At 58.4% G+C, this 17789-nt stretch carries 16 protein-coding genes; 11 read left to right on the top strand and 5 right to left on the bottom strand.

What is annotated here, in order from left to right:
* Nucleotides 1–8 precede the first annotated feature (8 nt).
* Genes KW848_RS25435 through KW848_RS25425 form a run of 3 tightly spaced genes read right to left on the bottom strand, consistent with a single transcriptional unit; the run spans nucleotide 9 to nucleotide 2465 of the window.
* Nucleotides 9–776 carry a TerB family tellurite resistance protein gene (locus KW848_RS25435; protein ID WP_218538448.1) on the bottom strand — a complete coding sequence of 256 codons (768 nt, stop codon included), beginning with the start codon at nucleotides 774–776 and terminating at the stop codon, nucleotides 9–11.
* A 1-nt stretch (nucleotide 777) separates the two neighbouring features.
* Nucleotides 778–1449: an N-acetylmuramate alpha-1-phosphate uridylyltransferase MurU gene (gene murU, locus KW848_RS25430; protein WP_218538447.1), complete on the bottom strand. Its 672-nt coding sequence runs from the start codon at nucleotides 1447–1449 to the stop codon at nucleotides 778–780.
* Complete coding sequence (locus KW848_RS25425) at nucleotides 1446–2465, bottom strand: aminoglycoside phosphotransferase family protein (protein WP_218538446.1); 1020 nt, start codon at nucleotides 2463–2465, stop codon at nucleotides 1446–1448. Before KW848_RS25425 ends, murU begins: the two co-directional genes overlap by 4 nt.
* Nucleotides 2466–2595: 130 nt before the next feature.
* On the opposite strand from KW848_RS25425, the gene KW848_RS25420 reads away from it, so the two are divergent.
* The 11 genes from KW848_RS25420 (at nucleotide 2596) to KW848_RS25370 (ending at nucleotide 16786) form a co-directional block, all read left to right on the top strand.
* On the top strand, nucleotides 2596–5397 hold the full coding sequence (locus KW848_RS25420) for an LPS-assembly protein LptD (protein WP_218538445.1): 2802 nt from the start codon (nucleotides 2596–2598) through the stop codon (nucleotides 5395–5397).
* A complete protein-coding gene (gene surA, locus KW848_RS25415; RefSeq protein WP_192409274.1) occupies nucleotides 5378–6694 on the top strand; it encodes a peptidylprolyl isomerase SurA in 1317 nt (438 codons plus the stop codon). Before KW848_RS25420 ends, surA begins: the two co-directional genes overlap by 20 nt.
* On the top strand, nucleotides 6691–7680 hold the full coding sequence (pdxA, locus tag KW848_RS25410) for a 4-hydroxythreonine-4-phosphate dehydrogenase PdxA (protein ID WP_218538444.1): 990 nt from the start codon (nucleotides 6691–6693) through the stop codon (nucleotides 7678–7680). Before surA ends, pdxA begins: the two co-directional genes overlap by 4 nt.
* Entirely contained in the window at nucleotides 7677–8495 is an 819-nt protein-coding gene (rsmA, locus tag KW848_RS25405) for a 16S rRNA (adenine(1518)-N(6)/adenine(1519)-N(6))-dimethyltransferase RsmA (RefSeq protein ID WP_218538443.1), read from the top strand. Before pdxA ends, rsmA begins: the two co-directional genes overlap by 4 nt.
* 121 nt (nucleotides 8496–8616) lie before the next feature.
* The gene (apaG, locus tag KW848_RS25400; protein ID WP_218538442.1) at nucleotides 8617–8997 is read left to right on the top strand and encodes a Co2+/Mg2+ efflux protein ApaG; all 381 of its coding nucleotides are present in this window, start codon (nucleotides 8617–8619) and stop codon (nucleotides 8995–8997) included.
* Complete coding sequence (locus KW848_RS25395) at nucleotides 8997–9878, top strand: symmetrical bis(5'-nucleosyl)-tetraphosphatase (RefSeq protein WP_111452553.1); 882 nt, start codon at nucleotides 8997–8999, stop codon at nucleotides 9876–9878. The genes apaG and KW848_RS25395 overlap by 1 nt, the downstream gene beginning before the upstream one ends.
* A 33-nt stretch (nucleotides 9879–9911) precedes the next feature.
* On the top strand, nucleotides 9912–10241 hold the full coding sequence (glpE, locus tag KW848_RS25390) for a thiosulfate sulfurtransferase GlpE (RefSeq protein WP_008147200.1): 330 nt from the start codon (nucleotides 9912–9914) through the stop codon (nucleotides 10239–10241).
* A gap of 296 nt (nucleotides 10242–10537) precedes the next feature.
* Nucleotides 10538–12460, top strand: a complete 1923-nt coding sequence (locus tag KW848_RS25385; protein ID WP_033056218.1) for a PrkA family serine protein kinase — start codon at nucleotides 10538–10540, stop codon at nucleotides 12458–12460.
* Nucleotides 12461–12662: 202 nt separating this feature from the next.
* Complete coding sequence (locus KW848_RS25380) at nucleotides 12663–13934, top strand: YeaH/YhbH family protein (protein ID WP_008147198.1); 1272 nt, start codon at nucleotides 12663–12665, stop codon at nucleotides 13932–13934.
* Complete coding sequence (locus KW848_RS25375; RefSeq protein WP_074871405.1) at nucleotides 13931–15493, top strand: SpoVR family protein; 1563 nt, start codon at nucleotides 13931–13933, stop codon at nucleotides 15491–15493. Before KW848_RS25380 ends, KW848_RS25375 begins: the two co-directional genes overlap by 4 nt.
* Nucleotides 15494–15556: 63 nt before the next feature.
* Nucleotides 15557–16786: a multifunctional CCA addition/repair protein gene (locus KW848_RS25370; RefSeq protein ID WP_218538441.1), complete on the top strand. Its 1230-nt coding sequence runs from the start codon at nucleotides 15557–15559 to the stop codon at nucleotides 16784–16786.
* 82 nt (nucleotides 16787–16868) lie between these two features.
* Here the strand turns inward: KW848_RS25370 and folK are convergent, their stop codons facing one another.
* Nucleotides 16869–17387 carry a 2-amino-4-hydroxy-6-hydroxymethyldihydropteridine diphosphokinase gene (gene folK, locus KW848_RS25365; RefSeq protein WP_008147195.1) on the bottom strand — a complete coding sequence of 173 codons (519 nt, stop codon included), beginning with the start codon at nucleotides 17385–17387 and terminating at the stop codon, nucleotides 16869–16871.
* Nucleotides 17378–17734, bottom strand: coding sequence for a dihydroneopterin aldolase (gene folB, locus KW848_RS25360; protein ID WP_008147194.1), 357 nt, complete (start codon nucleotides 17732–17734; stop codon nucleotides 17378–17380). Before folB ends, folK begins: the two co-directional genes overlap by 10 nt.
* Between the last annotated feature and the right edge of the window lie 55 nt (nucleotides 17735–17789).

Here is a 17789-nt window from a genome sequence, read left to right as displayed (position 1 = left end):
CTGTTGCCCTAACGAAAATCCCGCCGCGCGCGAATCAATGTGTAGGCGCTATGCAGTTCGCGAGTTTTGTCAGTGGCTTCGCGCACCTGCAGCGCCGTCGCACCGCTGCCGGCGATCTTGTCCGGGTGATGGCGACTCAGCAGGCGTCGATAAGCACGCTTGATCTGCGCCGGCTCGGTGGTCGCCGAAACGCCCAAAAGCCGCAGAGCATCTTGATAGGTCAGCGCGGTGCTGGCCTGTGCAAACTTGTGCTGCTCGTAATCGGCTGCCAGAGCCTGCACCTGTTGTGACGTCCAGCCCAGCCATTTACCCCACTGCCTGATCAGCTCTCGTTCAGCACTGCCGGCGCGGCCATCCGCCCAGATCATCCGCCAACAGGCGCGCAAGACGCCTTCGGCCGCATGAGGCTGAGCGCTCAAGCGGCGCAAATACCCACGCAACCGGTCATTTCCCGACTTGCCGCGATTGAACGCGGCAATGGCCCGGAGCTGGGCCGACTCGGTCATGTCCAGAGAACGCATTTCCTGACGGGCCTGCTGGATATGGCCCTCGACCACCCTTCCATCGCTCTTGGCCAGGCGTCCCAACAACACAAACAGCAATTCATCGTTGCGCAGCACCGGGCGGCCACCGAGCTTTTCTCGCAAGTGCGCCCAGCTCTGTATATGCAAGTGCCGATCCAGCACCTGCCCCAACAAGGCGCCAAGCATGGCCCCCGGAATGCTGGCAATGTAAAAGCCCGCTCCGGCTCCAATCAGAGTCCCTGGCCACAACATGTCAGCGTCTCGCTTCTAACAGGGTTTCGACTTCAGCCAGACGCTCGTGAGTGCCAACATCCACCCAATGTCCCTTCAAGTGCTCGCCGGTGACTTGTCCATCGGCCATGGCCTTGCGCAGCAGCGGTGCAAGCTTGAAGGCGCCGGCGGAGCAACCGTCGAACAGCTGCGGGTGCAGGACCGCGATGCCGCTGTAGGTCAGGGTTGCAGTGCCCGGTTGAGCGTCGCGGACTTGCCCGTCGATCAGGCTGAAATCGCCAGTCGGATGATGGGCAGGGTTGTCCGCCAACACCAGATGCGCCAGCCCGGTGATGGGGTGGTGCAACATACTGAAGTCGTAGTCGGTCCAGATGTCACCGTTGACCACCATAAAGGCCTCGTCACCCAGCAACGGCAGCGCGCGAAAAATCCCGCCTCCGGTTTCCAGTGGTTCACCTTCCGGCGAGTACTGAATACGTACGCCGTATTGCGAGCCATCACCCAGGTAGTTTTCGATCAACTGGCCGAGCCAGGCATGGTTGATCACCACCTCGGTAAACCCCGCCACCGCCAAGGCTTTCAAGTGATACTCGATCAACGGTATACCGCCCGCGCGAACCAGCGGTTTCGGCGTGGTCAGGGTCAGCGGGCGCATGCGCTCGCCTTTCCCTGCGGCCAGAATCATTGCCTTCATGCATTCACTCCAGCACGCAGACTCAGCAGCAACACATCCAGCTCCGCCAGTTCAGGACGGCGGGCGATCACGGCGTCTATATAAGCAAAGAAGCGCGGTACATCGCCAAGATAGCGTGGCTTGCCGTCACGGTGGCAGATGCGGGCAAAGATGCCGATCACTTTCAAGTGCCGCTGCACACCCATCAGGTCACTGGCACGCAGGAAATCTTCGAAGTCGGGCTGAACCGGGATTCCGAGATCGCCCGCTTGCTGCCAGTAAGCTTGCAGCCAGCCGCGCACACGCTCCTCGGGCCAGCTGAGGAACGCATCCTTGAACAGGCAGGTAACATCGTAGGTCACGGGACCATAGACTGCGTCCTGGAAATCCAGCACGCCAGGATTTGGCTCGCTGAGCATCAGGTTGCGTGGCATGTAATCGCGGTGCACCAGCACTTTGGGCTGGGCCAGTGCGCTGTCGATCAATAGCTCAGTTATGTTCTGCCAGAGCATTTGCTGCGCCGAGTCGAACTCGATGCCCAACTCGCGCTTCACGTACCACTCAGGGAACAACTCCAGCTCACGGCGCAGTAGCGCCACGTCATAACTTGGCAGCGGTGCAACCATCGGCAACTGCTGAAAAGCCAGCAGTGCTTGCAGGGCATCCTCGAACAAATCGTCGGCATTTTCGCTGTCGATCACGTCAAGGTAAGTCTTGTTGCCCAGGTCATTGAGCAAAAGAAAACCACGTTCGAGGTCTTCAGCATAAATTTTCGGAACATTTATTCCGGATTTCGCCAGCAAAAAAGCGATATCCACGAAGGGTTTACAGTTTTCCTGGGGCGGTGGCGCGTCCATCACGACGAAGCTTCTGCCCTCGCCTTCCCAGCGAAAATAACGTCGAAAACTCGCATCGCTACTGGCCGCGGTCAACGTGGCCGGGGGTACGACACCCCAATTCTGCTCTGCAAAGAGGACAGCCAATTGCTCATCGAGCCAAACTTTCAGGTGTTGCAAACGTACATCTTGGTCAGGCATTGCAAGGGTCTCCGACGGCGCTAGCCGTCAAGCGGGTCATGCTTTATTATCCAGCATCTTTTTCAGACCATCGAGAGGCGTGCGGCCCACACCGCGGGCAGATGGCACGCAGGAAGCCCGGACTAATAAGATGGCATTGAAATCCCCCGCGTTTCGTAAAAAATTTCCGTTGTTGGTTACCGGCAGTCTGCTGGCCCTGCAACCTCTAGCCACTTCGTTCGTGGTCGCCGCGGAACAGTATGACTGCTCAGTCTCTGCTTCGGGTGCCTGGAACTGTGCGCCAAAATCTCCAGCAGCTGCGCTGCCACCTCGCCCCGTCCATGACGGCAGTGCGGCGGCAAGCACCAGCGGCGAGACTCCGGCTGACAGCGGTTTAAGTCAAGACACCGGCGCCAAGCCTGTGCTGGTGACCGAATCCAAGGGCCGTGGCCTGAAGTCGCGTAGCGAAGACTACAGTCACCTTGACTGGGTTCCGCGCGAGAAGCTCACTGCAGCGCAATTGGCCGAAACAGGTCCTTACTGCTCTGGTTCCTATATCGAACCCATTCGTCCTGGCATGAATGACAAGACGAATAAAAGTGACGCTCCGACCTTTCTCGGCGCCAAAGCCTCTCGCTATAAGCAGGATGAGCAGGTCGCGACCCTCGCGGGTGACGTGGTCATGCGTCAGGGCAGCATGCAGGTCGAAGCCGACGAAGCGAACCTGTACCAGGCCGAGAGCCGTGGCGAACTGAGCGGCAACGTCCGTGTTCGCGACAATGGCGCACTGATCGTTGGCGACCACGCCGACGTGCAGCTCGACACCGGTGAAGCCAAGGTCGACAACGCCGAATACGTGATGCATAAATCCCGTATCCGCGGTAACGCGCTGTACGCCAAACGTGCCGAGAACGCGATCATCCGCCTCAAGGATGGTACGTACACCACGTGCGAACCGAACAGCAACGCCTGGCAGCTCAAGGGCAACAACATCACCTTGAACCCGGCCACCGGTTTCGGTACCGCGACCAACGTGACACTGCGGGTCAAGGACATTCCGGTTCTGTACACGCCGTACATCTATTTCCCGATCGATGACCGTCGCCAGTCCGGCTTCCTGCCGCCGACCATCGGCACCGGCAGCGATACCGGCTTCATGCTGGTCACCCCGTATTACTTCAACCTGGCACCGAACTACGATGCCACGTTGTACCCGCGCTACATGAGCAAGCACGGGCTGTTGATGGAAGGCGAATTCCGTTACCTGACCCCGTCCAGCGAAGGTCAGTTCGGCGCCGCGTACCTCAACGACGAAGACACCGATCGCAGCAAGCAGACCGACTACCAGAAAAACCGCTACATGTATAACTGGCAGCACAAGGGCGGTCTCGACTCGCGCGTTCTGACACAAGTCGATTACACCAAGCTCAGCGATCCTTACTACTTCCAGGATCTGCAAACTGATCAGATCGGTGTGAAAAGTGCCGATTACGTGAACCAGCAGGGTTCTGTCACCTACCGTGGCGACAGCTACACCGCTCGTGTGAACGCCCAGGCTTATCAGCTCGCAACCGTTTCGAACATCACGCCGTATGACCGCTTGCCGCAGATCACTTTCGTGGGTCAGTTGCCGACTCACCCTGGCGGCCTGAATTTTGACTACGAGACAGAAGTCGTACGCTTCGACCGTGATTTGAAGAACGGTAACTTCGTAAACGAAGATGGCACTGTTGAACCGCGCCTTGATAACAACGTTACGGGACTGGCACGTGCCAACGGCGACCGCTTGAATCTCAAGCCAGGTGTCAGCCTGCCGATGGACTGGACTTATGGCTTCCTGAAGCCATCGCTCAAGTACCAGTACACCCAGTACCAACTGGACCTGGACGGTACCGGCAAAAGCCAGATTGACGCGCAAACCGCGGAGCAGCAAAAGCTCAACGGCACCTTCAGCAGCAACCAGAACCGTGGCGTGCCGATTGCAAGCATCGACAGCGGCCTGTACTTCGATCGCAACACCCAATGGTTCGGCAAGAATTATCGCCAGACCCTCGAACCGCGTCTGTTCTACCTGTACGTACCTGAAACGGATCAGGAAGACATTCCGGTCTTCGACACCAGCGAATACACCTTCAACTACGCTTCGCTGTTCCGTGACAACCGCTTCTCCGGCTCCGACCGCGTCGGTGACGAGAACAAACTGTCTCTGGGCATAACCAACCGCTGGATCGAAGACAATGGCTTTGAACGTCAACGCATCAGCGTCGGCCAGGCCATGTATTTCAAGGATCGTGAAGTTCAGTTGCCGGGTATCGATGCAAAAACCCGCCAGGACGCGCAGGCTAATGTCTCGCCGTATGCGCTGGAATACGAATACCGCTGGAACCGTGATTGGCGCACCACGGCCGATTACAACTGGGACCCGGACAGCCGCAGCCCTCGCTCGGGCAGCGCGATGTTCCATTACCAGCCTGAAGACAACCCGAACAAGGTCATCAACGCCGGCTATCGCTATCGTAATGACCAGGTCCGTTACGACCAGAACACCGGTAAATGGCAAGTGGGCGGTGGTGACTACGGCACCCCGGGCCAACCTGGCTACGTGAAGGACTACTACAAGATCGAGCAGCACGATTTCTCGGTGATCTGGCCGATCGTGCCGCAATGGAACGCCATCAGCCGCTGGCAGTATGACTACAACCGTAACCGTACCCTGGAAGCTTTCGGTGGTTTCGAGTACGACAACTGCTGCTGGAAACTGCGCCTGATCAACCGTTACTGGGTTTCGTATGACGAGTTCAGTCAGAACGCCCCGGAAAACGAAAAAGGCGACCACGGCGTCTTCCTACAAATCGTTCTGAAAGGTCTCGGCGGCCTCACCGGCGCCAAAGTAGAGAGCTTCCTCGACAAAGGCATCCAAGGTTATCGTGAACGTGAAGACCAAGCTTTCTGATTGTCTGCGCCCGCTAGTGTTGGGCGCGCTGTTCCTGGGTACCGCGGCGAACGCCGCGGTGCAGTCCATCGATAAAGTGGTGGCCATTGTCGATAACGACGTGGTCATGCAGAGCCAACTGGACCAACGCGTTCATGAAGTTCAGCAAACCATCGCCAAGCGCGGTGCTGCCGTACCGCCGGCCAACGTGCTGGATCAGCAGGTACTTGAACGTCTGATCGTCGAAAACCTGCAACTGCAGATCGGCGAACGTTCGGGTATCCGCATTACCGATGAAGAACTGAACCAGGCTGTCGGCACCATTGCCCAGCGCAACAACATGTCCGTGGATCAATTCCGCGCCGCCCTGACTCGCGACGGTCTGTCTTACGACGACGCCCGTGACCAGATTCGCCGCGAAATGGTCATCAGCCGTGTGCGTCAGCGTCGTGTGGCCGAGCGAATCCAGGTTTCCGAACAGGAAGTGAAGAACTTCCTCGCTTCCGACCTTGGCAAAATGCAGCTGTCCGAAGAATTCCGCCTGGCCAACATCCTGATTCCTACGCCGGAAAGCGCTAACTCCGACGCGATTCAGAATGCAGCCAAACAGGCCGACGCGGTTTACCAGCAGCTCAAGCAAGGCGCTGACTTCGGTCAGTTGGCAATCGCCAAATCCGCCAGCGAAACCGCACTGGAAGGTGGCGACATGGGCTGGCGTAAAGCCGGTCAACTGCCACCTCCGTTCGATCGCATGCTGAGCACCATGGCTGTCGGCGACATCACCCAGCCAATGCGCACACCGGGCGGCTTCATCATCCTGAAGATCCTCGACAAGCGTGGCGGTGAGACCCAGACACGCGATGAAGTGCACGTGCGTCATATCCTGGTCAAACCGAGTCCGATCCGCGACGAAGCAAAAACCAAAGCCCTGGCTCAGTCCCTCTACACCCGAATCGAAGCGGGCGAAGATTTTGGCGAACTGGCGAAAAGCTTCTCGGAAGATCCGGGTTCCGCCCTCAACGGTGGCGACCTGAACTGGGTCGACCCGAATGCACTGGTTCCCGAGTTCCGCGAAGTGATGGCCAAGACCCCACAAGGTCAGCTGTCCAAGCCGTTCCAGACCCAATATGGCTGGCATGTTCTGGAAGTCCTTGGCCGTCGCGCCACTGACAGCACCACCCAGGCCCGCGAGCAGCAAGCAATGACCGTATTGCGTAACCGCAAATATGACGAAGAGCTGCAAACCTGGCTGCGTCAGATCCGTGACGAAGCGTACGTAGAGATCAAACTCCCTGGTGCAGACCAGGCAGCGCAGTGAACCCCAAACGTTTCGCGCTGACACCCGGCGAACCGGCCGGCATAGGTCCCGACCTGTGCCTGCTGCTCGCCTCGCAAGCCCAGCCACATCCCCTGATTGCCATTACCAGCCTCGACCTGCTCCTTGAGCGGGCCGTGCAGCTGGGTGTGGTTGTCGATTTGCTGCCGGTAACCCCGGACAACTGGCCGGATGTACCCGCACCAGCCAACAGCCTGTATGTCTGGGATACACCGCTCAACGCCAAGGTCACTGCCGGGCAACTGGACAAGGCCAACGCGGCGTTCGTTCTCGAAACCCTGACCCGAGCTGGCCAAGGCTGTCTGGACGGGCATTTTGCCGGCATGATCACAGCCCCTGTGCACAAGGGCGTGATCAATGAATCCGGGATCGCCTTTTCCGGGCACACAGAATTTCTCGCCGACCTGACCCATACCGCACAAGTGGTGATGATGCTCGCCACTCGCGGATTGCGCGTGGCGCTGGTCACCACTCACCTGCCTCTTCGCGAGATTGCCGATGCGATCACGCCGGAGCGTCTGGAACGGGTCACGCGAATTCTGTACGCCGATCTGCAAGAAAAATTCGGCATTGCCCAGCCACGCATCCTCGTGTGTGGGCTCAACCCCCATGCCGGCGAAGGCGGACACCTGGGCCATGAAGAAATCGACATCATCGAACCTACATTAGAGCGCCTGCGCGGCGAAGGAATGGACCTTCGTGGCCCTCTGCCCGCCGACACTCTGTTTACCCCCAAGTATCTGGAGCACTGCGATGCAGTGCTGGCGATGTACCACGACCAGGGCTTGCCTGTGCTGAAGTACAAAGGCTTCGGTGCGGCAGTCAACGTGACCCTCGGCTTGCCGATCATCCGCACATCGGTCGACCACGGCACAGCCCTGGACCTGGCCGGTAGCGGCAAAATCGACACCGGCAGCCTGCAAGTCGCCCTGGAAACCGCCTACCAGATGGCCGAGACCCGTTTATGACCGAGCATTACCAACACAAGGCGCGCAAACGCTTTGGCCAGAACTTCCTGCACGATGCCGGCGTTATCGACCGCATCCTGCGCGCCATCCGCGCCAAGCCCGAAGACCGTCTGCTGGAAATCGGCCCTGGCCAGGGCGCGCTGACTCAAGGCCTGCTCAACAGCGGCGCCCAGCTGGACGTGGTGGAGCTGGACAAGGATCTGATCCCGATCCTCAACCAGCAATTTGCCAGCAAGAGCAATTTCAACCTGCATCAGGGCGACGCGCTGAAGTTCGACTTCACCAGCCTGAACGCTGCGCCGAACAGCCTGCGGGTGGTCGGCAACCTGCCGTACAACATCTCTACGCCGCTGATTTTTCACCTGTTGCATAACGCCAGTCTGATTCGCGACATGCATTTCATGCTGCAAAAGGAAGTGGTCGAGCGCCTGGCAGCAGGCCCTGGTGGTGGTGACTGGGGTCGCTTGTCGATCATGGTTCAGTATCACTGCCGGGTTGAACACCTGTTCAACGTTGGTCCGGGCGCGTTCAATCCGCCGCCCAAAGTCGATTCGGCTATCGTGCGCCTGGTGCCTCACGCGGTGCTGCCGCACCCGGCCAAGGATCACAAGCTGTTGGAACGTGTCGTGCGCGAAGCCTTTAACCAGCGCCGCAAGACCCTGCGCAACACCCTCAAGCTGCTGCTGAGCAACGCTGAAATCGAAGCCGCCGGCGTTGATGGCAGCCTGCGCCCCGAACAGCTCGATCTGGCCGCCTTCGTGCGCCTGGCCGACAAGCTCAGCGAACAAGTCCTACAGACGCCCGCCGCCGACTGACAGGCTATGAGCGTTATCGGGTAGGACACCAGCCTTCATGTCTGGTTTACTACCCGATACTTGGCCTAGACTGATCTCCATCAGCTACGCCCCGCGTTCCGCTTCGTTTAAGGCCTCTTGCATGTCCGATCCTCGTTACCAGGTCGACGTCAGCGTCGTCACCCGCTATCTGGCAGAACAATCGCAACCCGAGCAAAACCGCTTTGCCTTCGCCTATACCATCACCGTGCACAACAATGGCGAGCTACCGGCCAAACTGTTGTCGCGGCACTGGGTGATCACCGACGGTGACGGGCATGTCGAAGAGGTTCGCGGAGCCGGTGTTGTTGGCCTGCAACCGTTGATCGACGTCGGCGAAAGCCACACCTACAGCAGCGGCACCGTCATGACCTCCAAGGTCGGCACGATGCAGGGCACTTATGAAATGGTTGCCGACGACGGCAAACACTTCGACGCCATCATCGCCCCATTCCGCCTGGCGGTGCCCGGAGCCCTGCACTGATGGCAACGTACGCCGTCGGCGATCTGCAAGGCTGCCTTCAAGCATTGCAATGCCTGCTCAGGCAAGTCGCCTTCGACCCGACACGGGATCGTCTGTGGCTGGTCGGCGATCTGGTCAACCGTGGCCCGCAGTCCCTGGACACCTTGCGCTTCCTCTATAGCATCCGCGAATCGCTGGTATGCGTGCTCGGCAACCACGACCTGCACTTGCTGGCTGCCGGAAAAAACATCGAACGCCTGAAGAAGTCCGACACCCTGCTCGAGATTCTCGCCGCGCCCGATTGCGCGGAACTGCTGGAGTGGCTGCGTCAGCAAAAGCTCATGCACTACGACGAACAACGCAATGTCGCCCTGGTACATGCCGGCATTCCGCCCCAGTGGTCGCTGCGCAAGGCCTTGAAGTATGCCGCCGAAGTCGAGACGGCACTGCGCGATGACAACCTGTTGCCGCCCTACCTCGATGGCATGTACGGCAACGATCCGGCGAAATGGGACAACGACCTCAAAGGCGTGACACGCCTGCGGGTGATCACCAACTATTTCACCCGCATGCGGTTTTGTACTGCCGAGGGCAAGCTTGACCTCAAAAGCAAGGAAGGCCTCGACAATGCGCCACCGGGTTACAAACCCTGGTTTGAGCACAAAGAGCGCAAGACCAGGGGCCTGAAGATCATCTTCGGCCACTGGGCTGCTCTGGAAGGCCGATGCAATGAGCCAGGCATCTCGGCCCTCGACACCGGTTGTGTCTGGGGTGGCGCCCTGACCCTCATGAATGTCGACAGCGGTGAACGCCTGTCTTGCAAATGCGACGAGCATGGCCTTGCCCTGCCGCCAGTCGCCACACTTATCCCCGAACCATCGTCAGCAAGCGCCCCGCGCTAGACTGCGCTTTCAGCCGAGCCACAGGAGCCCGCCATGAGCGAATTCAAACGTATCCCCCCGGAACAGGCCCAGGCCCTGCGCGAACAAGGCGCGGTGGTGGTCGATGTTCGCGACCCGGCAACCTTTGCCGCACTGCACATCGCCGGCTCGAAGCATCTGGATAACCACTCCATCTCGGATTTCATCCGCGCTGCCGACCTCGACGCACCGACAGTGGTGGTCTGCTACCACGGCAATTCCAGTCAGAGCGCCGCTGCGTACCTCATTAGCCAGGGCTTCTCCGACGTCTACAGCATGGATGGTGGCTTTGAGCTGTGGCGTACGACTTATCCTTCGGAAACGGCGCAAGGCACTTCCGAATAATTTTTTTGTAACGCGCAAGCCCCGGTCCCCGTGGGCTCGCGCGGTGGCAGACGAACGGTCTGCCACAACTAATTACGTATCTCGCCTTTACCTGTCGAATAAGCAACTATCCTTAAGCGCAGGCCATCCAAAACAGGGGAGAGCCGGTACACCGGCGCGCGGGTCATCGGGAGTAGCTTTCGGGGTCGTCAGCTTCGAAAGAGTTCTGGGGGGTAAACAGCGACTGCATATTCGGTCGCTGCCAGCATCGACTGAATGATCCGGCGTCGGCTCCACGTATCGAGCGAGGTGACGTCATGAGTATCTTTAGCCACTTCCAACAACGCTTCGAGTCCACACGCCAGGAAGAACTCTCGCTGCAAGAGTATCTTGAACTGTGCAAAAGCGACCGCAGCGCCTACGCCTCCGCCGCCGAGCGTCTGTTACTGGCCATCGGCGAACCGGAGCTCCTCGACACCTCGGCCAACTCGAGGCTGTCGCGAATCTTTTCCAACAAGGTAATCCGCCGCTATCCGGCCTTTGAAGACTTCCACGGGATGGAAGAATGCATTGACCAGATCGTGTCGTATTTCCGCCATGCCGCTCAGGGCCTGGAAGAGAAGAAACAGATTCTCTATCTGCTCGGCCCTGTGGGTGGCGGTAAATCATCCCTGGCCGAGAAGCTGAAACAGCTGATCGAAAAAGTGCCCTTCTACGCGATCAAGGGCTCGCCGGTATTCGAATCGCCTCTGGGTCTGTTCAACGCCACTGAAGATGGCGCGATCCTCGAGGAAGACTTCGGCATTCCACGGCGCTATCTCAACACCATCATGTCGCCGTGGGCGACCAAACGCCTCGCCGAATTCGGCGGCGACATCAGCCAGTTCCGTGTGGTGAAGCTGTATCCGTCGATCCTCAACCAGATCGCAGTGGCCAAAACCGAGCCGGGAGATGAAAACAACCAGGACATCTCGGCACTGGTGGGCAAGGTCGATATCCGCAAACTGGAAGAGTTCCCGCAGAACGATGCCGACGCCTACAGCTACTCGGGCGCACTGTGCCGGGCAAACCAGGGCCTGATGGAATTCGTCGAAATGTTCAAGGCACCGATCAAGGTGCTGCACCCACTGCTGACCGCCACACAGGAAGGCAACTACAACAGTACCGAAGGTCTGGGGGCCATTCCGTTTACCGGGATCCTGCTGGCCCACTCCAACGAATCTGAATGGCACACCTTCCGCAACAACAAAAACAACGAAGCCTTCATCGACCGGATCTACATCGTCAAAGTGCCGTATTGCCTGCGGGTCAGCGACGAAGTGAAGATCTACGACAAGCTCTTGTTCAACAGTTCCCTGGCCAAGGCTCACTGCGCGCCTGACACCCTGAAGATGCTTGCCCAGTTCACCGTACTCTCGCGACTGAAAGAGCCTGAGAACTCCAACATCTACTCCAAGATGCGCGTGTATGACGGCGAAAACCTCAAGGACACCGATCCGAAGGCCAAGTCGATCCAGGAATACCGCGACAACGCGGGTGTCGACGAAGGCATGAATGGCCTCTCGACTCGCTTCGCGTTCAAGATCCTGTCGAAAGTGTTCAACTTTGATCCGCACGAAATCGCCGCCAACCCGGTGCACTTGCTGTACGTGCTGGAACAACAGATCGAACAGGAACAATTCCAGGCGGAAACCCGCGAACGCTATCTGCGCTTCCTCAAGGAGTACCTGGCACCGCGCTATATCGAATTCATCGGCAAGGAGATCCAGACCGCCTACCTCGAGTCTTACAGCGAGTATGGCCAGAACATCTTCGATCGCTATGTGCTGTACGCCGACTTCTGGATCCAGGACCAGGAATACCGCGACCCGGAAACCGGCGAGATCCTCAACCGCGTAGCGCTGAACGAAGAACTGGAGAAAATCGAAAAACCGGCCGGCATCAGCAATCCGAAGGATTTCCGCAACGAAATCGTCAACTTCGTACTGCGCGCCCGGGCCAATAACAACGGCAAGAACCCGACCTGGCTCAGCTACGAAAAACTGCGGGTGGTCATCGAGAAGAAAATGTTCTCCAACACCGAGGACCTCCTGCCAGTCATCAGCTTCAACGCCAAGGCCAGCAAAGAGGACCAGCAGAAGCACAACGACTTCGTCACACGGATGGTCGAGCGGGGCTACACCGACAAACAGGTACGACTGCTGTCCGAGTGGTACCTGCGGGTCAGAAAATCACAATAACCCGCTGCCGGTCAGACCGGTTGTCGTCAGCCAGAGGCCTGTGTACGCATTTTCTGTTACACAGACCTCTGGGAGGTGTTCGAAAGTCGGTAGCGAGGTTCAGTCAGCGTCCAAAAGCGCTTGGGGGAGCGTGAACATCCCTTGGCACCGTCGATGCTGCATAACCGCTCGCCCCTTTCAGGACAGCTTCTAAGGAGCAGTCATGAGCTATGTGATCGACCGACGTCTCAATGGCAAGAACAAGAGCACGGTGAACCGTCAGCGGTTTCTGCGGCGTTACCGTGATCACATCAAAAAGGCTGTCGAAGAGGCGGTCAGCCGGCGCTCCATTACCGATATGGAACACGGCGAACAGATCAGCATCCCCGGCCGCGACATTGACGAGCCGGTGCTTCACCACGGTCGCGGTGGCAAGCAGACCGTCGTACACCCGGGCAACAAGGAATTCACCAGCGGTGAGCACATTGCCCGCCCGCCCGGAGGTGGCGGTGGCAGAGGCCCCGGCAAGGCCGGCAACTCGGGCGAAGGGATGGACGAGTTTGTCTTCCAGATCACCCAGGAGGAATTCCTCGAATTCATGTTCGAGGACCTTGAGCTGCCGAACCTGGTCAAGCGCAACCTGACCGGCACCGACACCTTCAAGACCGTTCGTGCCGGGATCAGTAACGAGGGCAATCCGTCGCGGATCAACATCATCCGCACCCTGCGCTCGGCCCATGCACGGCGAATTGCCCTGTCTGGCAGCAGCCGGGCAAAACTACGTGAAGCCAAAGAAGAACTGCTGCGACTCAAGCGTGATGAGCCAGACAATTTCGGCGATATTCAGAAAGTTGAAGCAGAAATCGAAAAACTCAGTGCGCGCATTCATCGCGTACCGTTCCTCGATACCTTCGACCTCAAGTACAACCTGCTCATCAAGCAACCCAACCCCAGTTCCAAGGCGGTAATGTTCTGCCTGATGGACGTGTCCGGCTCCATGACCCAAGCGACCAAGGACATCGCCAAGCGTTTCTTTATCCTGCTGTACCTGTTCCTCAAGCGTAACTACGACAAGATCGACGTCGTGTTCATCCGCCACCACACCAGTGCCCGGGAAGTGGACGAAGAGGAGTTTTTCTATTCTCGCGAAACCGGCGGTACCATCGTTTCCAGCGCCTTGAAACTGATGCAGGAGATCATGGCCGAACGCTATCCGAGCAATGAGTGGAATATCTATGCCGCCCAGGCCTCCGACGGCGACAACTGGAACGACGACTCGCCAATCTGCCGCGACATTCTGATCAACCAGATCATGCCGTTCGTGCAGTACTACACTTACGTTGAGATCACCCCGCGCGAACATCAGGCCCTTTGGTTCGAGTACGAACGCATCGCCGAAGCCTTTTCTGACACTTTTGCCCAGCAACAACTGGTCTCGGCCGGGGATATCTATCCGGTCTTCCGTGAACTCTTCCAGCGCAGGTTAGTGACATGACCGCCAAAGAGCAGAAGCGCCAACCCATATCCACCGGCTCCGAATGGACGTTCGAGCTGATTCAGGCCTACGACAAAGAAATCAGTCGTCTGGCGGCTCGCTACGCGCTCGATACTTACCCTAACCAGATTGAAGTGATCACCGCCGAGCAAATGATGGACGCCTACGCCTCCGTCGGCATGCCGCTGGGTTATCACCATTGGTCCTACGGCAAACACTTCCTCAGCACCGAGAAATCCTACAGTCGCGGCCAGATGGGGCTGGCGTACGAAATCGTGATCAACTCGGACCCGTGCATCGCCTATTTGATGGAAGAAAACACCATCTGTATGCAGGCTTTGGTCGTCGCCCATGCCTGCTACGGGCATAACAGCTTTTTCAAAGGCAACTACCTGTTCCGCACCTGGACTGATGCCAGTTCGATCATCGATTACCTGGTCTTCGCCAAGCAATACATCATGCAGTGCGAAGAGCGCCACGGTATCGACGCAGTCGAGGACCTGCTGGATTCCTGCCACGCCCTGATGAACTACGGGGTCGATCGCTACAAACGCCCCTATCCGATTTCCGCCGAAGAAGAACGTCGTCGGCAAAAGGACCGTGAAGAGCATCTGCAGAAACAGATCAACGATCTGTGGCGGACCATTCCAAAAGGTGCGGACAAGTACAGCGACAAGGACAACGCGCGCTTCCCCGCCGAACCTCAGGAAAATATCCTCTACTTCATCGAAAAACACGCACCACTGCTGGAGCCATGGCAGCGGGAAATCGTACGGATCGTGCGTAAGATCGCTCAGTATTTCTACCCGCAACGTCAGACTCAGGTGATGAACGAGGGCTGGGCCACGTTCTGGCATTACACCCTGATGAATGACTTGTATGACGAAGGCCTGGTGACAGACGGCTTCATGATGGAGTTTTTGACGTCCCACACCAGCGTGGTCTACCAACCCGGCTTCGACAGCCCCTACTACAACGGCATCAACCCCTACACCCTGGGTTTTGCCATGTACCGGGATATTCGCCGCATGTGTGAACACCCTACCGAAGAGGACTACCGCTGGTTCCCTGAGATTGCCGGCACCGACTGGCTGTCGAGCATCAAGTTCGCCATGAGCAGCTTCAAGGATGAAAGCTTCATTCTGCAGTACCTGTCACCCCAGGTGATTCGTGACCTGAAGTTGTTCAGCATTCTTGATGACGACCAGAAGGAGGATCTGCTGGTCCCGGCCATTCATGACGAAGGTGGCTACCGCATCATCCGTGAAACCCTGGCAGCGCAGTACAACCTCGGCAATCGTGAACCCAACGTGCAGATTTACAGCATCGACCGGCGTGGTGACCGCTCGCTGACCTTGCGTCACCAGCAACACGACCGCAAACCGCTGGGCGAGTCCACCGAGGAAGTGCTCAAACACCTGCACCGTCTCTGGGGCTTCGATATTCATCTGGAAACCCTGCAAGGCGACCAGGTGATGAAAACCCACCACGTTCCGCCCAGAGGCGAGCACGCTGAAGGTGATTACGGGCGACTTGACCTGGCCGTTATCCATCTTTGATCCCGTTTCGGCCTCCGGAAGTTCGACACAAAGGTTATTCTGTCGAGCTAACGGAGGTTTTTTATGCAGATTTATAAAGTCGGCGGTGCGGTACGCGATCGCCTGCTGGGCAAGCCCGTCACCGACATCGACTGGGTTGTGGTTGGCGCCACCACTGAAGAAATGCTCGCCAAGGGCTTTCGCCCGGTGGGTGCGGATTTCCCGGTGTTTCTTCACCCCAAAAGCGGTGAGGAATACGCCCTCGCCCGGACCGAGCGCAAAAGCGGACGCGGTTACGGCGGCTTTACCTTTCACGCCAGCCCCGAAGTCACCCTCGAAGAGGACCTGATCCGTCGTGACCTGACCATCAATGCCATGGCCGAAGACGATCAGCAGAACCTGACCGATCCTTTCCACGGTCAGCGTGATCTTGAGGCGCGCTTGCTTCGTCACGTTTCCCCCGCGTTTGCCGAAGATCCGCTCAGAGTTCTGCGCGTTGCCCGCTTCGCAGCTCGTTACACGGGGCTCGGTTTCACCGTGGCGCCGGAGACACTGGAACTGATGCGCCAACTCAGCGAGTCAGGCGAACTGGAAGCCTTGACCGCCGAACGCAGCTGGAAGGAAATTTCCCGCGCCCTGATGGAAGATCAGCCACAGGTGTTCATCGAAGTGCTGCGCGAGTGTGGCGCTCTCAAGGTATTGATGCCGGAAGTCGATGCCCTGTTCGGCGTACCGCAACCGGAAGCCCACCACCCGGAAATCGACACAGGCGTGCACACTTTGAGCGTGCTGGAGCAAGCGGCGCGGCACAAACAACCACTTACCGTGCGTTGGGCCTGCCTGCTGCACGACCTCGGCAAGGGACTGACACCCGAGGAAGAGTGGCCGCGACACAATGCTCATGAGCACAAGGGCTTGAAGCTGATCAAAGCGGTCAACGAACGCTTCAAGGCGCCGAAGGACTGTCAGGAACTGGCGCTGCTGGTGGGCGAATATCACACCCACGGCCATCGCGCCCTGGAGCTGAAGCCGTCGACTTTGCTGGAGTTGCTGCAGAGTTTTGACGTTTACCGTCGGCCGCAGCGGTTCGAGGAATTTATTGCGGCGTGCGAGATGGACGCCCGAGGACGTAAAGGGCTGGAGCAGCGAAGTTATCCACAGGCTGATTATTTGCGCGGCGCGGCGAATGCTGCTCGGACCGTGGCGGTTCAGCCGTTGCTGGAGAAGGGATTCAAAGGACCGGAATTGGGTGAGGCGATCAAGCGAGAGCGGCTCAAGGCGTTGAAGGCTTACAAAGACGCGGCATCCGCCTGAAAAGCTTCGCGAGCAAGCCCACTCCCACAGGCTCTATGTAATCCCTGTGGGAGCGGGCTTGCTCGCGAAGGCTTCTTTCGCCTCACAACAAATTCGATGGGGTCAGCTGTTCGCCGCGCCACTCAAACGCTACCGGCGCCAACACCTGATCAATCTGCGCCTCACGCCACAACGTCGCAAAGCTCTTGCCTACCCCCGGATGCACGCGATCTGGCGCAATCAGCGACAACGGCCACAGCACAAAGGCATTTTTCAGAATTTCTGCCCGCGGCAGGATCAAGCCATCAAAGTTGCCCACCAGATCGCCGAACAGCAGCACGTCGATATCCAGCGGCAAACCCTTGCGATCCGGCGCATAACGGCCGTTGTCCGCCTCAATGAATTTCAGCCGGCGATCCAGCTCCATCAGCGGCAAATCGGTAAAAGCCGACACCACAAAATTGAAGAATGGCCCGCTCTTGATCCCCACCGGCTGGCTTTCGAACACCGCCGAGCAGCGTATATCCACCAGGAAACCGGCCAAGGCTTCCAGGCCAGCCTGCAAATGGGATTCGCGCTCGATATTGCTACCGAGCCCGAGAAACACCTGAGTCAGCGACATCCGCGCTCGATCTCCACGCCCACACCACCCGTGGCAGCCGGGATGGCGCCTGGCTTGGTCAGCTTGAGGCGCATCCAGGTGATGTTGAATTCGCTCATCAGGACTTCTGTCAGACGCTCGGCGAACGTCTCGACCAACTGGAACTGCGCCTGCTCGGCAAAGGCCTGGATACGCGACGACACACTGGCGTAATCGAGCGCCAGCGTCAGGTCATCGCCGGCGGCGGCCGGGCGATTATCCCAAGCGAAACTCAGGTCAAGACGCAAGCACTGTCGGATGCCTCGCTCCCAGTCGTAGGCACCAATCACGGTGTCGACTTCCAGGCCCTCGATAAACACTCTGTCCAAGCACTTTTCTCCGCTGCACGACAAGGGCGCAATGCGCCGTTAGAATCAGGGCGTC

It is taken from the genome of Pseudomonas sp. PDM25, assembly GCF_019219045.1.
Classification (GTDB): domain Bacteria; phylum Pseudomonadota; class Gammaproteobacteria; order Pseudomonadales; family Pseudomonadaceae; genus Aquipseudomonas.
The sequence above is the reverse complement of the archived record's forward strand: the minus strand, read 5'-3'. Positions and strand labels throughout refer to the sequence as shown.

Coding starts and splice junctions, on each gene's coding strand:
- KW848_RS25385 (WP_033056218.1), top strand. CDS start 10,538: ATGAGTATCTTTAGCCACTTCCAACAACGCTTCGAGTCCACACGCCAG.
- glpE (WP_008147200.1), top strand. CDS start 9,912: ATGAGCGAATTCAAACGTATCCCCCCGGAACAGGCCCAGGCCCTGCGC.
- rsmA (WP_218538443.1), top strand. CDS start 7,677: ATGACCGAGCATTACCAACACAAGGCGCGCAAACGCTTTGGCCAGAAC.
- KW848_RS25420 (WP_218538445.1), top strand. CDS start 2,596: ATGGCATTGAAATCCCCCGCGTTTCGTAAAAAATTTCCGTTGTTGGTT.
- KW848_RS25375 (WP_074871405.1), top strand. CDS start 13,931: ATGACCGCCAAAGAGCAGAAGCGCCAACCCATATCCACCGGCTCCGAA.
- KW848_RS25425 (WP_218538446.1), bottom strand. CDS start 2,465: ATGCCTGACCAAGATGTACGTTTGCAACACCTGAAAGTTTGGCTCGAT.
- KW848_RS25395 (WP_111452553.1), top strand. CDS start 8,997: ATGGCAACGTACGCCGTCGGCGATCTGCAAGGCTGCCTTCAAGCATTG.
- folK (WP_008147195.1), bottom strand. CDS start 17,387: ATGTCGCTGACTCAGGTGTTTCTCGGGCTCGGTAGCAATATCGAGCGC.
- KW848_RS25380 (WP_008147198.1), top strand. CDS start 12,663: ATGAGCTATGTGATCGACCGACGTCTCAATGGCAAGAACAAGAGCACG.
- KW848_RS25370 (WP_218538441.1), top strand. CDS start 15,557: ATGCAGATTTATAAAGTCGGCGGTGCGGTACGCGATCGCCTGCTGGGC.
- murU (WP_218538447.1), bottom strand. CDS start 1,449: ATGAAGGCAATGATTCTGGCCGCAGGGAAAGGCGAGCGCATGCGCCCG.
- apaG (WP_218538442.1), top strand. CDS start 8,617: ATGTCCGATCCTCGTTACCAGGTCGACGTCAGCGTCGTCACCCGCTAT.
- KW848_RS25435 (WP_218538448.1), bottom strand. CDS start 776: ATGTTGTGGCCAGGGACTCTGATTGGAGCCGGAGCGGGCTTTTACATT.